The organism is Aneurinibacillus sp. Ricciae_BoGa-3 (genome assembly GCF_028421645.1).
Classification (GTDB): domain Bacteria; phylum Bacillota; class Bacilli; order Aneurinibacillales; family Aneurinibacillaceae; genus Aneurinibacillus_B.
Window position 1 is genome coordinate 3,138,670 of record NZ_CP116887.1, and the last position, 13,752, is coordinate 3,152,421.

The following is a 13,752-nucleotide window of genomic DNA, read 5'->3' on the forward strand; positions in this document are numbered from 1 at the left end:
CCACTTTTACTCATCTGCTAACCAGGAACGAAGCAGGTTGACGAACTCTTCGGGTTTTTGTTTCGCAAGTTTTTCAAGCTGCTTTCGCACAACAGCATCCTCGCCTTCCTCGTATTCAATTTCAGGAATATCAACGGGAAGTTTCGGTGTTTCATCCACAATTTCTTCGTCAGCCCGCTTTCTTCTGCGAATTAAGATGAACGCTGTAAGGCCTGCCGCCAAAACGACAAGACCGATAATGCTGTACAAAATAATCGTATTCCAGTTAGTTGTAGCAGGTATGGTTTGTTTACCATTAAAGGCCTGCGGAAACACAGATATTTTATTATTGAGTTGCTGTGGAGTCAGCTGATTTCCCTGAGGCAGCGATGCCCTAACAACATTTCCAATAAGTCTTTGGATCTCAGCCTGGGTCTGCGGTGTTAAACTAGCTGGATTAGCCGGATTTGGAGGCTCAACCCCCACGTTGATTGTAATATCGTCCATTTGGTATGGCTGGCTGGTGATTGACTGCTTAATCCGGTTTACTTCGCGGTTTACACTGTCCTGCGTCTTCTCATACGTACTATCCCCACTTGAACTGGCTCCTGCGTACTGCGGGATACTCGTCTGCCCTGTACCCGCCTGGCCTCCAGCCTGGGCGCCTTTTCCCGTATACGACTCAGCAATTTTCTGTTCGCTGATCGTGATGCCTTGATTTGTTTGCGGGTCGACCGGCTGGACAAGGTTCTTCTCAGTCTGGATTTTATCGAAGTTTAGTTTTACATATGTATAGACATATACTTTGTCCTGTCCGAGAATTGTTCCGAGCATATTCTGCAAATTTCGCTGAATATCGAGTTCAACGCCCTTCTGGATTTGACGCTCCTGGTCATACTGGGTGAGCGCATTGCCTCCATCTTTTTGATTATCTGTTAACTCAAGCATCTGGCTGTATTGATTCATAATGACAATGTTATCAGTCGGAAGATTGGGGACACTCTTCGACACAAGATTGTAAAGTGCGCGAATTTGCGGATCATCCAGCTGTTTGCCAGGGTCAACATCTACCACAATAGATGCGGATGCTTTATTCTGGCTGTCATTAGGCTGGACAAATACGCTTTGCTGCGGCATGGTCAAGATGACTTTTGCACCACGTACACCATCAACTGTTTTAAGCAGATCAGCAAGCTGGTTCTGCATGGCATCCCGCTCCACAACAGTAAACTGCCTGTCTGTCATGCCCATGCCAATGTTTTGGCTGAAAATGTCGAGTTTGACCCCATCGCTCTTCGGTATGCCTTTGGCTGCCAGATTCGCCGCTTCGGTGTATTTATCCTTTTCTGGAACCAAAACATTTCCGCCCACAATCTGATAATTTTTGTATCCTTCTGCGTCTAATTCTGTCTTAATTTGTCCGATATCCTGTTCTGTTAAGGTTCCGGTAAAAAGAGGAACCATATTCGGTTTTGATACGAAATATACAAATAAAGATGTCGATATAAGAAGAAAAAAGATCGTAGCAGCTATCCAGATTTTTTGCTTATTAGAAAAACGATTCCAGTATTCTGTAATACGGGATCGAATCATTTGTAATCTTTCGTTCATCTCCACCCCGCCAATGACCATTAATTAAGTAAAAAATTTAAATCTGCATGCGCATTATTTCTTGGTAAGCATCAATCGCTTTGTTGCGGATTTGCACCGCTAAATCAAGAGATAAAGCAGCCTTCTGCGAAGCAATCATTACCTGGCTCATATCTTGCACCTGCCCAGTCAACAGTCCCTGATTCATCTTATCAGCCGCAGTTTGCTGGGTGTTTATATCCTGTATTGCCCCTGTCAAATAGGATGCGAAAGAATTCGTCACCTCATATGGGGTTGGAGCCGCAGCCTGCGAAGGGGCTGCCCCTGAATTCTGCAGCGGTGCCAGAACGCTATTTGTTATGCTGTCTACCATTTGTTCCCCCTCCTATTTGCCGATTTCTAATGCTTTTAAAGCCATCGCCTTTGCGGCATTAGCTGCTGTTGCGTTGGATTCATAGGCCCTGGAAACCTGCATCAAATCTACCATTTCTTTTAACATATCTACGTTGGGCATTTGGACGTACCCCCTCGCATTGGCGTCAGGGTTGGTAGGATCATAGACAGATTTAAAAGGGGTTGGATCGGCGGCTATGCTTGTCACTCTGACGCCACTCACAACATTCCCTCCGGTATTTCCCATGGCGGCTTGCAGATAATTGTCAAAGGATGTCGAAGTTTTCGGCTCTACGACAGCAATCTTTCTTCGGTAAGGCTGCCAGGCCCCATTTACATATTCAGCCCGTGTACTGTTGGCATTGGCAATATTGCTAGAAACAACATCCATGCGAAGCCTGTCGGCTGTTAGGGCTGAGGCACTTATATCAAAATTACCAAATAAGCTCATGTCAATTATCTCCCTTCAATAGCCATGCGAAGTTTGCTGAACTGTCCGCTCGTCTGCTGGACCAGGGCATTATACCATATCTGATTTTTCGCTAGATTACTCATCTCGCTATCTAAATCGACATTGTTATCGGAATTTTGCATGGGTCCGACAGTATTCTCCTGCTGCAGGACGGGCTCTACATTCAGTGGGTCCGAAACACCGAAAGTTATGTGCTTCGGATTGGTCCGATAAGCAGTAAACGATGAATCATCCTGCTGTAGTGCTTTTTGAAGTTCTGCCTCAAAAGTTACGGTTTGAGCTTTATAATGCGGTGTGTCTACATTGGCAATGTTGTTGCTTATCGCCTGCTGTCGAAGAGAAGCTGCATGCAATCCCTGCTCAAGCAGCGGCAGGATTGACGGCATATTCATCTTTCTTCCCCCTTGAAAATAAATGATCCAGATTAATTTATATCACATTTCCATGTCAATTAAAATCTTCCAAAAAAATTCCGATATATTCATTGAATGCCATGAAAATAATTACCATACCTTATATTAGCAGATGGCATTAAATGAACAAAGCCCTATCTTAAAGATAGGGCTTATTTACTGCTTATACACTTTCTCATGAACTTTTCAATTTCTCAAGCTCCGGCAAGAGTTTCTCATTCAATATTTTAATGTACGTACCTTTCATGCCCAGCGAACGGGACTCAATAACTCCGGCACTTTCTAACTTGCGAAGCGCATTGACGATGACAGAGCGGGTAATTCCCACGCGATCTGCGATTTTGCTGGCCACTAGCAATCCTTCTTTTCCATCCAGTTCCTCAAATATGTGTTCTACCGCTTCAAGCTCACTGTAGGACAGGGAACCGATGGCCATTTGCACAACCGCCTTGCTCCTTGCCTCCTGCTCAATTTCTTCGGCGCGTTCGCGAAGAATTTCCATCCCAACTACTGTGGCTCCGACTTCGGCGAGAACGAGGTCATCATCTGTAAAATTCTCATTTACACGTGCTAGAATAAGTGTTCCAAGACGATCGCCCCCACCAATGACAGGAACGATAGTCGTTAAACCTTTTCCAAAGAAATCTTTCATCTCTACAGGAAAAGCTGTATACGGGCTATCAATATCGAGGTTAGCAGAAGTTTCATCTACACGGAGAAGAAGTGTACTGTAATCCCCTGGAAATCTTTTTTCTTCCATCATTTTTCGAATGCGTTCGTTGTCAACTTCCTGAGCAATAGCATGGCCAAGAATTTTTCCTTTGCGGCTTACGACAAAGATGTTGGCTTCAATGATTTCACTTAACACTTCAGCCATTTCAATAAAATTAACCGGGTGACCGGCCGTTTTTTGCAACAATCGGTTAATGCGTCTAATTTTTGCTAGTAAATCCATAAAAGTGGTTCCTCCTAAATAGTTACAATATATACCGACTTAAATCTCGGTCTTCTACGATATCTTTCAGCTTTTCTTTTACATATTCAGGTGTAATCAAAATGTGATCCAGGTGAATGTCGGGCGCTTCGAAGGACAGTTCCTCCAGCAATTTTTCAAGAATGGTATGTAATCTTCTAGCTCCAATATTATCTGTATTCTGATTAACCTGTGCTGCAAGAATCGCAATCTCTTTAATAGCATCGTCAGAAAATTCGACTTTTATTCCTTCCGTCTGCAATAAGGATGCATATTGTTTGGTTAGTGCATTCTTGGGTTCAGTCAGAATACGGACAAAATCCTCAACTCGCAGGCTTTGCAGCTCAACACGAATCGGAAAACGTCCTTGAAGTTCAGGAATGAGATCGGAAGGCTTCGCCATATGAAAAGCTCCTGCCGCAATGAAGAGAACGTAGTCTGTCTTTACAGGGCCGTACTTCGTCATTATGGTTGATCCTTCAACAATCGGAAGAATGTCCCTTTGCACACCTTCACGGGATACGGAAGCAGAATTCGCTTCTTTTCCTGCTATTTTATCAATCTCATCGATAAAGATAATCCCCGATTGCTCGGCGCGCTGTACAGATTCCTGTATAACATCATCCATATCGATGAGTTTTTGCGCCTCTTCCTGGATCAGTGCTTTTCTTGCTTCCTTCACCGGCAGCTTGCGCTTTTTCATTTTTTTCGGCAGAAAACTTCCAAGCATCTCCTGCATATTAATACCCATTTGTTCGATGCCTGAACCGGAAAACATATCAAAAACAGGTGTTGAATCTTCCACTTCAATCTCCACAGCCATTTCCTCTAGCTCACCCATTGCCAGTTGGTGCTCAACCTGCCTGCGCTGTTGAGAAATAGACCATTCTTCCGGATCGTTCTGCTGCGCAGTCTGTTGGGCCTCCTGGCCGCCAAAGAACATTTCCAGCGGGTTCTTGAAGGTTTTGTTGGTTTTTTTACCAGGCACAAGAATATGTACAAGCCGCTCGTTTGCCATTTTCTCCGCTCTGTCTTTTACTTGCTCCATTTTTTCAGCTTTAACAATACGAATGGCGGTTTCCACCAGGTCGCGAACCATGGATTCAACGTCCCGGCCAACATAACCGACCTCTGTAAACTTCGTCGCTTCCACTTTTATAAAAGGAGCGCCAGTTAATTTTGCAAGCCTGCGTGCAATTTCAGTCTTCCCGACGCCTGTGGGCCCGATCATTAGAATATTCTTCGGGACAACTTCATCGCGCAGCTCATCAGGCAGCTGATTGCGGCGATACCGGTTTCGCAGCGCAATGGCCATAGATCGCTTTGCCTGCTTCTGGCCGACAATAAAATGGTCCAGTTGCTCGACGATTTGTCTGGGAGTTAAACGTTCATTAATATTCAAAGTACAGCCCCCTTCCATTTTATAAAAAGTTTACTTAATTTCCTCAACGATCAGATTATGGTTGGTGAATACGCAAATGTCTGCCGCTGTGTTAAGCGCAGCTGTCGCGATTTCCTTCGCAGAAAGATTGGGCGCATGCTGTTTCAACGCGCGGCCTGCAGCTAGCGCATAGTTGCCGCCCGACCCAATTGCAAGAATTCCGTCGTCTGGTTCAATAATTTCACCGTTTCCTGAAATAAGCAACAGCTGTTCTTGATTCATGACGATCATAAGCGCTTCAAGCCGGCGGAGGACTTTGTCCATGCGCCATTCTTTTGCCAGTTCGACCGCGGCGCGCTGCAGGTTTCCATGGTATTCCTCCAGCTTTCCTTCAAATTTCTCAAAAAGCGTAATCGCATCTGCTACGGATCCGGCAAATCCAGCTACGACTTCTCCATGATAAATTCTTCTCACTTTTTTGGCCGTCTGCTTCATAACCACACTATTTCCAAATGTTACCTGACCATCTCCAGCCATAGCTGATGTACCATTATGATGGACTGCAAAAATCGTTGTCGCATGAAATGTCATATCCATGTTCTTCACCCCGCGTCACTCAAGTTTTAGGCTCGTGGATGAGCCTGATTATATACCATACGCAGCCTTTCACGTGTAACATGCGTATAAATCTGTGTGGACGAAATATTGCTGTGTCCAAGCATCTCCTGTACGCTGCGAAGATCAGCACCGTTATCCAGCAGGTGGGTGGCAAATGAATGCCTGAAAGTATGCGGGCTAACCTTGAGCGCTTCGCTCGCCCGTCCCACATATTTTTCAATGATGCGCCTGATGCTTCTGTCGGTGATCGCTGTGCCCCGAGCGTTTAAAAATAACTCATCTACCTTTTTTCCCTGACTGAGTGCCGGCCTCGCTTCTTGTAAATATAATCGGTGCGCCTCCAGAGCAAATGTACCAAGCGGTACGTAACGTTCCTTGGCACCTTTCCCGTAAACAAGGGCGGTACCTACGCTGACATCGATCGAGCGAACGGTTAAATGAACAAGTTCGGAAACACGCATACCGCTGCTGTAGAGCATCTCCATTATGCTTCGGTCTCTGATACCAATGGGTGTCGTGGTGTCAGGCAGCTCCAGAAGCATTTCAACTTCCTTTGGATAAAGGAAGTTGGGCAAACGCTTATCCAGCTTAGGCGTAGAAACGGTTTTAAAAGGATTTTGTTCGACAAGTTCTTCACGCAACATGAAGCGGTAAAAACTGCGCATGGCGGATAGCTTACGGGCAATAGTCCGACGTGAATAAGCTTGATGGGCCAGTTCAGAAAGATAAGAGCGGACATGAACATACGAAACAGCAGCATAATCGTTGATGGCATGCTGCTCCATAAAAGCCTTAAACGCGCGTATATCCTTCTCATAATTTAGAATCGTCAGTGCTGAGGCGTTTTTCTCAATTTGCAAATACTGTTTAAATAATAGAAGCAACGAATCGGAGTTAGATTCTTCCATTCAATTACCTCCCTCACCGAGCACATACATAGTAACATATCCATGCGATTAACTGCAACTTATATTGTCCAGGTTTTGGATAAAATTCTGAATCTTCTCCAGTGCGCGGTTAGCAAACTGTTCGTAGCGTTCTTTTTTATTCCGGATTCGTTTGTCCAACGGCGGGAATAACCCAAAATTAGCATTCATCGGCTGAAAGTTGTCAGGATTAGCGGTCGTAATATAATGTGCCATACTCCCCATTGCCGTTTCCTGAGGAAATACAAGCGGTTCCAGATCCCGCGCCATTCTCCCTGCATTCATGCCGGCAATTAATCCCGAAGCGGCAGATTCCACATACCCTTCCACTCCAGTCATTTGGCCCGCAAAGAATAGGTCCGGACGGTTTTTAAACTGATATGTCGGCGACAGCAGACGTGGAGAATTCATAAACGTGTTGCGATGAATCACGCCATACCGGACAATCTCCGCTTTTTCAAGCCCTGGAATCATACCGAACACGCGTTTCTGCTCTGGCCATTTCAAATGTGTCTGAAAACCGACAATATTGTAAAGTGTTGCGGCACTGTTATCCTGGCGAAGCTGGACGACGGCAAATGGCTGTTTGCCGGTTCGCGGATCGGTAAGTCCAACCGGTTTGAGAGGCCCAAACAACATCGTCTGCTTGCCTCGCTTGGCCATCACTTCAATAGGCATACAGCCTTCAAAAAACACTTCTTTCTCGAATTCCTTTAACGCTACTTCTTCGGCAGTTATGAGTGCCTCGTAAAACGCATTGAATTCTTCTTCATCCATCGGGCAGTTTAAATACGCGGCTTCCCCCTTGTCGTACCGTGAAGCCAGGAAAACTTTCTCCATGTCAATCGACTCTTTGTCAATGATGGGTGCTGCGGCATCGTAGAAATACAGGTCTTCTTGCCCTGACCGCTCTTTTAGCCTAGCAGACAGTGCCTGGGAAGTTAAAGGGCCTGTTGCTATCACCGTTATTCCCTCCGGAATATTCGTTACTTCTTCATTTTTGACTTCGATATTTGGATGATTGCGTACCGCTGTAGTTACAGCTTCCGCAAATTCATGCCGGTCAACCGCAAGCGCCCCTCCAGCCGGTACAGAACATTTATCAGCGGAACTGATGATGACAGAAGACAGTCGCCTCATTTCTTCTTTTAGTATGCCCACTGCATTGGTAAGTGCGTTGGCCCGCAGAGAGTTACTGCACACAAGCTCCGCAAATTTATCCGTATGATGCGCGGGTGTCTGCTTTACCGGCCGCATTTCATATAAATCAACCTGTACGCCCTGCTGTGCGATTTGCCAGGCAGCCTCGCTTCCCGCAAGACCTGCCCCGATGACTTTAACCTTTTGCATATTGTGTTATCCCTTCTTCAATTCTTCTGATATGGCTCGCTATGAGGATTGCTCTTCATAGTCGCATGCAGCGCAATGTACTGTGGTACCGCCGCCTTTGCCCTTTTTCTTCTTCTCAACAAGCAGTTCGCTGCATTTTGGACATTTTCGCGGAAGCGGTTTATCCCAGGATACAAAATCGCAATCAGGATAATGGCTGCAGCCGTAAAAAATCCTGTTCTTTTTACTCTTGCGCTCCACTACAGCGCCGCCGCACTTCGGACAGTCTACGCCTATCTCTTTCGTGATGGCCATCGTATTCCGGCAGTCAGGAAAACCTGAGCAAGCCAGGAATTTTCCATAGCGGCCCATTTTATAAACCATATACTTCCCGCATTTTTCACAGACGATGTCGGATACTTCTTCTTCAATTTCAATTTCCTGCATATGCTGCTCGGCAACTTCCAGGCGTTTGGCAAAATCGCTGTAAAAATCACGCAGCACGCCTGACCACTGTTCTTTTCCTTCCTCAATATGGTCAAGGTCCGCTTCCATTTTCGCCGTAAATTCCGTATCTAGTATTTCCGGGAAAAATTCTTCCATCAGAGTAATGACGATTTCTCCAAGCTCAGTGGGAACAAAGCGGCGGTCCTGCATGGAAACATAGCCGCGTTTTTGAATGGTTTCAAGCGTCGGAGCGTACGTACTCGGTCGCCCAATCCCCAATTCCTCAAGCGTTTTAACAAGCCTAGCCTCTGAATAACGCGGCGGCGGCTGGGTAAAGTGCTGTTTCGGTTCAACATTGCTAAGCATTAATTTCTGCTGCTCCTCAAGCGGAGGAAGCATTCTGTCATCTTCCTTCTCAGCATCATCTGTTCCTTCGACATACACCTTCATAAATCCAGGAAATTTAATTTGTGAACCGCTTGCACGGAAGACAGCGTTGCCGCATAAAATCTCCGCCGATACGGTATCCAGTACGGCTGACGCCATCTGGCTCGCAATGAAACGCTCCCAGATAAGCTGGTACAGCTTAAACTGGTCACGGGACAAGAACGATTTCAGTTCAGCGGGAGTCGTGGCGACAAGCGTAGGCCTCACCGCCTCATGGGCATCCTGCGCTTTTTCTTTCTTGCTGAACTGGCGGGGCTCAGACAAAGCATAGGGCTGCCCGTACGCCTCCGTGATATATTTCTTCGCTTCTTCCTGGGCTATTTGCGAGATACGTGTGGAATCCGTCCGCATATACGTAATTAAACCAACTGTGCCCTCTTTGCCTAGATCGATACCCTCATAAAGCTGCTGGGCTATCATCATCGTTTTGGAAGCGCGGAAGTTCAACTTACGGGCAGCTTCCTGCTGCAGAGAGCTTGTTGTAAAAGGTGCGGCCGGATTGCGCTTTCGTTCGCGTTTTTTTATCTCTGATACAATAAAGTCTTTCCCTTTAATCTCGGAGAGCAGCTTCTTTACTTCCTCTTCGGACCGGATTTCTGTTTTCTCGCCGTTGATTCCGTAGAACTTCGCTTCAAACGGCTCTTTTCCGGAGAGAAGGCTGGCAGTAACTGACCAGTACTCTTCCGGTATAAAGGCATTTATTTCTTTTTCCCTGTCATTTATTAATTTAACCGCAACCGACTGGACGCGGCCGGCGCTCAAACCTTTTTTCACCTTTTTCCACAACAGAGGTGAAATGTTATATCCAACAAGCCGGTCCAGTATCCGGCGGGTTTGCTGGGCGTTTACCACATCCATGTTAATTTTGCGGGGATTTTTAAACGCTTCTTTTACAGCCTGCTTGGTAATCTCGTTAAACACGACCCGGCACGCTTTCGTTTCGTCTATATTTAAGCTGTGAGCGAGATGCCATGCAATGGCTTCCCCTTCGCGATCAGGGTCAGCTGCAAGATACACATTCTTAACCTTACGTGAGGCATCGCGCAGTTCTTTTAAGATGTCGCCCTTGCCCCGAATTGTTATATATTTAGGTTCAAAATCCTTTTCTATATCAACGCCCATCTGGCTTTTAGGCAGGTCACGGACATGCCCCATTGATGCTTTTACGATATATTTCTTGCCCAGATATTTTCCGATTGTCTTCGCCTTAGCGGGAGACTCCACTATTACCAGTGAATCTGCCAAGCATGTTTCCCCCTTTGATAAAAACTGGCTGCTGCCTCCAAACAGATTGGCAGAAGTCGAAAAAAGAATTCTTCCTATTATTAATTACACAACTTGCATTTGTCAAACCATCCCTCACCTAGTCCTTGTATATACAGGACCCGGGCTTTGGATGATGTATTTTTTTACTTGCAACGATAACAGAATATAAGACAAATGTGAAGCAGCAATATTTATTTTTGCAGCCAGCGCTTCCAGAGAAATGCAATCAAAGGGTATTTGCTCCAGAAGCACCAGCTCTTCATCCGTGAGCCCGGCTTCGGTCGACTGTCTATTCTGGGGAGCAGAAAGTAAGTGGGGATACTCTTCTATTATATCCTGAATGCTGTGCACCAACTTTGCCCCCTGCTGAATCAAATAATGGCAGCCTGCGCTCTTAGGAGAATGGATTGGGCCAGGGATAGCAAAGACATCCCTGCCCTGCTCCATCGCCATATCTGCCGTGATGAGCGAACCGCTTCTTGATGCTGCCTCGACCACAATCGTGCCAAGTGACAAACCGCTGATGATCCGGTTTCTTTCGGGAAAGTAACCTTTATTAAACGCCGTACCCGGCGGATATTCGGAAAGCAGCAGCCCATATTCTTTAACTCTGGCAAATAATGCTTTATTTTCATTTGGATAAATTTGATCAATGGCACATCCAAGCACACCGATAGTCAGTCCACCTGCCTCTAACGCCCCTTTATGTGCCTGGCTGTCAATGCCACGGGCCAGGCCGGATACAACTGGAATACCTCTGTCAGCTATCTCCTGTGCGAGTGAGCAGGCGACATTTTTCCCATATACCGTTGGTGTTCGGGTGCCAACGATCGACAATTTGTCCTTGTTTAGCAATTCAAGATTGCCAATCGCGTAGAGCAGTTCAGGCGGATCGGGAATTTCAGACAAACAACCAGGGTATCTTTCATCTTTGCGCGTGAGAATATGAATGTTTCTCTCTCTACAATACGCATATTTACGCTTTGCCGCTTCAAGGGAAAATTGATTTTTTATTAAATCTGCCAATTCTGCTGAGACTTGAAGGGCCTCCTGAATGTTGCTGACAGAATCCCTTGAGTAGTTGGTGCGATACTCTTGTTGGGCAGCTCTTCTTAACGTTTTACGCCCTACGTTTGCAATGGATGACAATCCGAGCATAATAAGAATAGCGTTTTCCATTTTATCTCCTCCTTTCAGCATATTTTCTCTATAAAAATGTTAAATCCTTCCATATCTTTAAAACAAAAAAAGAGCTCCCGAAATTCGAGAGCTCTTCAGTAATCCCTATTATTTTACCGTTCTGCATGCTTCAAGCAGCCCGCGTTCTTCCAGAACAGCAATAAGCGTTTCACCCATAACAGAAGGCGTTTTAGCAACACGGATTCCGCATGCTTCCATTGTTTTAATCTTTTCAGCAGCTGTACCTTTACCACCGGAAATAATGGCACCAGCATGTCCCATGCGTTTTCCTGGAGGTGCAGTCTGGCCGCCAATAAAGCCTACAACAGGCTTCTTCATATTGGCTTTTACCCATTCAGCAGCTTCTTCTTCAGCAGTACCGCCGATTTCACCGATCATGATAACCGCTTCTGTATCCGGGTCTTCATTAAATAGCTTAAGTGTGTCAATGAAGTTAGTCCCATTAACCGGGTCTCCGCCGATACCTACAGCTGTAGATTGGCCAACGCCGTTTGTCGTTAACTGGTGGACCGCTTCATATGTGAGGGTTCCAGAACGGGAAACAATGCCGACTTTACCTGGTGCATGAATATAGCCAGGCATAATGCCGATTTTGCTTTGGCCAGGTGTAATAACACCCGGGCAGTTGGGTCCGATCAAGCGGGATTTACTGCCTTCCATGTAGCGTTTTACTTTAACCATATCCAGCACCGGTATGCCTTCAGTGATACATACAACCAGCTCAATCTCCGCTGCGACCGCTTCCATAATCGCGTCAGCTGCGAAAGCCGGCGGTACATAAATAACGGATGCGTTAGCGCCTGTTTCTTTTACAGCTTCCGCAACGGTATCAAATACCGGGAAGCCTTCTACTTCGGTACCACCCTTGCCTGGTGATGTACCGCCAACCATTTGCGTACCGTATTCGCGGCAGCCGATCGCATGGAATAAACCTGTTGCACCTGTAATCCCCTGGGTAATTACTTTTGTATCTTTATTAATAAGGATACTCATAACGCGTATGCCCCACCTTTCTATTTTACTAATTCAACGATTTTTTGTGCGCCATCAGCCATCGATTCTGCAGCAACGAGATTTAGGCCGGATTCTCTTAAAATTTGCTTGCCGAGTTCAACGTTCGTTCCTTCGAGGCGAACCACAAGCGGACGGTCCAGCTTAACCTCTTTTGCAGCTTCTACAACGCCGGAAGCGATAACATCACACTTCATGATACCGCCGAAAATGTTAATGAAGATGCCTTTGACGTTTTCATCGGAAAGGATTAGTTTAAAGGCTGCTGTTACCCGCTCAGCCGTTGCACCGCCCCCAACGTCGAGGAAGTTAGCCGGATCTCCGCCGTAATGCTTAATAATGTCCATCGTGGCCATGGCCAAACCTGCACCATTAACCATACAACCAATGTTGCCGTCAAGCGCGATATAGTTCAGTTCATATTTTGAAGCTTCGCTTTCTTTTGGATCTTCTTCCTCCAGGTCACGCAGTTCTACTATGTCTTTGTGACGGAAAAGCGCATTGGAGTCAAAGTTTAGCTTGGCATCAAGTGCCATGACATTCCCATCACCGGTTACAACGAGCGGATTAATTTCAGCAATGGAGCAGTCTTTGTCCACAAATGCCGCGTATAAGCTAAGCATAAACTTGGCTGCTTTATTTACAAGTTTTTTTGGAATGTTGATCGCGAAGGCCAGATTGCGTGCCTGGAACGGCTGCAGGCCTACGGCAGGATCAATTACTTCTTTAATGATTTTTTCCGGGGATCTTTCCGCTACTTCTTCGATCTCCGTACCGCCCTCTTCAGAAGCCATCATAACTACGCGGCCTGTCTGGCGATCTACGACAACGCCTACATAATACTCTTTCTTAATATCGCATCCTTCTTCAATTAAAAGGCGCTTAACTTCTTTTCCTTCGGGACCCGTCTGATGCGTGACAAGCACTTTTCCAAGGATCTCCTGTGCGTATGTACGAACTTCATCGAGGTTTTTTGCAATTTTAACACCGCCTGCTTTTCCGCGGCCGCCAGCATGAATTTGTGCCTTTACGACGTAAACGCTGGAGTTGAGTGTCTTTGCAGCTTCAACAGCTTCATCCACAGTGAAAGCAACTTTTCCATTCGGCACGACTACACCGTACTGCTTAAGTATCTCTTTACCTTGATACTCATGGATATTCATTCTCCATCCTCCTAATCCAAAATTTCTACCAATAACGCAAAGGGTCCCATAATACGATCATTATGAGCCTACTACTGCGGATACAAGTATAGCTTATTCGCTATATTTCGGCAAATACCTGCTGTAATTTCTGAACAAATAAAT

Annotated in this window: 13 protein-coding genes; all 13 read right to left on the reverse strand. The window is 45.9% G+C overall.

What is annotated here, in order from left to right; translation table 11 throughout:
* Window positions 1-6: 6 nt before the first annotated feature.
* Window positions 7-1,590 carry a flagellar basal-body MS-ring/collar protein FliF gene (gene fliF, locus PP175_RS15880; protein WP_272439306.1) on the reverse strand — a complete coding sequence of 528 codons (1,584 nt, stop codon included), beginning with the start codon at window positions 1,588-1,590 and terminating at the stop codon, window positions 7-9.
* Between the two features lie 37 nt (window positions 1,591-1,627).
* Window positions 1,628-1,942 (reverse strand): flagellar hook-basal body complex protein FliE, encoded by a 315-nt coding sequence (gene fliE / locus PP175_RS15885; protein ID WP_272439307.1) that lies wholly within the window; start codon window positions 1,940-1,942, stop codon window positions 1,628-1,630.
* Window positions 1,943-1,954: 12 nt separating this feature from the next.
* On the reverse strand, window positions 1,955-2,413 hold the full coding sequence (flgC, locus tag PP175_RS15890; protein ID WP_272439308.1) for a flagellar basal body rod protein FlgC: 459 nt from the start codon (window positions 2,411-2,413) through the stop codon (window positions 1,955-1,957).
* Window positions 2,414-2,418: 5 nt separating this feature from the next.
* Window positions 2,419-2,826: a flagellar basal body rod protein FlgB gene (gene flgB / locus PP175_RS15895; RefSeq protein WP_272439309.1), complete on the reverse strand. Its 408-nt coding sequence runs from the start codon at window positions 2,824-2,826 to the stop codon at window positions 2,419-2,421.
* 196 nt (window positions 2,827-3,022) lie between these two features.
* Window positions 3,023-3,802 carry a GTP-sensing pleiotropic transcriptional regulator CodY gene (codY, locus tag PP175_RS15900; protein WP_272439310.1) on the reverse strand — a complete coding sequence of 260 codons (780 nt, stop codon included), beginning with the start codon at window positions 3,800-3,802 and terminating at the stop codon, window positions 3,023-3,025.
* Window positions 3,803-3,824: 22 nt separating this feature from the next.
* On the reverse strand, window positions 3,825-5,222 hold the full coding sequence (gene hslU / locus PP175_RS15905; RefSeq protein WP_272439311.1) for an ATP-dependent protease ATPase subunit HslU: 1,398 nt from the start codon (window positions 5,220-5,222) through the stop codon (window positions 3,825-3,827).
* A 30-nt stretch (window positions 5,223-5,252) separates the two neighbouring features.
* Window positions 5,253-5,798, reverse strand: coding sequence for an ATP-dependent protease subunit HslV (hslV, locus tag PP175_RS15910; protein WP_272439312.1), 546 nt, complete (start codon window positions 5,796-5,798; stop codon window positions 5,253-5,255).
* Window positions 5,799-5,824: 26 nt separating this feature from the next.
* Entirely contained in the window at window positions 5,825-6,727 is a 903-nt protein-coding gene (gene xerC, locus PP175_RS15915; RefSeq protein ID WP_272439313.1) for a tyrosine recombinase XerC, read from the reverse strand.
* A 48-nt stretch (window positions 6,728-6,775) separates the two neighbouring features.
* Window positions 6,776-8,095 carry an FADH(2)-oxidizing methylenetetrahydrofolate--tRNA-(uracil(54)-C(5))-methyltransferase TrmFO gene (trmFO, locus tag PP175_RS15920; protein ID WP_272439314.1) on the reverse strand — a complete coding sequence of 440 codons (1,320 nt, stop codon included), beginning with the start codon at window positions 8,093-8,095 and terminating at the stop codon, window positions 6,776-6,778.
* A gap of 39 nt (window positions 8,096-8,134) precedes the next feature.
* Entirely contained in the window at window positions 8,135-10,213 is a 2,079-nt protein-coding gene (topA, locus tag PP175_RS15925; protein WP_272439315.1) for a type I DNA topoisomerase, read from the reverse strand.
* Between the two features lie 114 nt (window positions 10,214-10,327).
* Window positions 10,328-11,413, reverse strand: coding sequence for a DNA-processing protein DprA (dprA, locus tag PP175_RS15930; protein ID WP_272439316.1), 1,086 nt, complete (start codon window positions 11,411-11,413; stop codon window positions 10,328-10,330).
* Window positions 11,414-11,521: 108 nt separating this feature from the next.
* Window positions 11,522-12,427 (reverse strand): succinate--CoA ligase subunit alpha, encoded by a 906-nt coding sequence (sucD, locus tag PP175_RS15935; RefSeq protein WP_272439317.1) that lies wholly within the window; start codon window positions 12,425-12,427, stop codon window positions 11,522-11,524.
* A gap of 20 nt (window positions 12,428-12,447) precedes the next feature.
* Complete coding sequence (gene sucC, locus PP175_RS15940) at window positions 12,448-13,608, reverse strand: ADP-forming succinate--CoA ligase subunit beta (protein ID WP_272439318.1); 1,161 nt, start codon at window positions 13,606-13,608, stop codon at window positions 12,448-12,450.
* Window positions 13,609-13,752 lie beyond the last annotated feature (144 nt).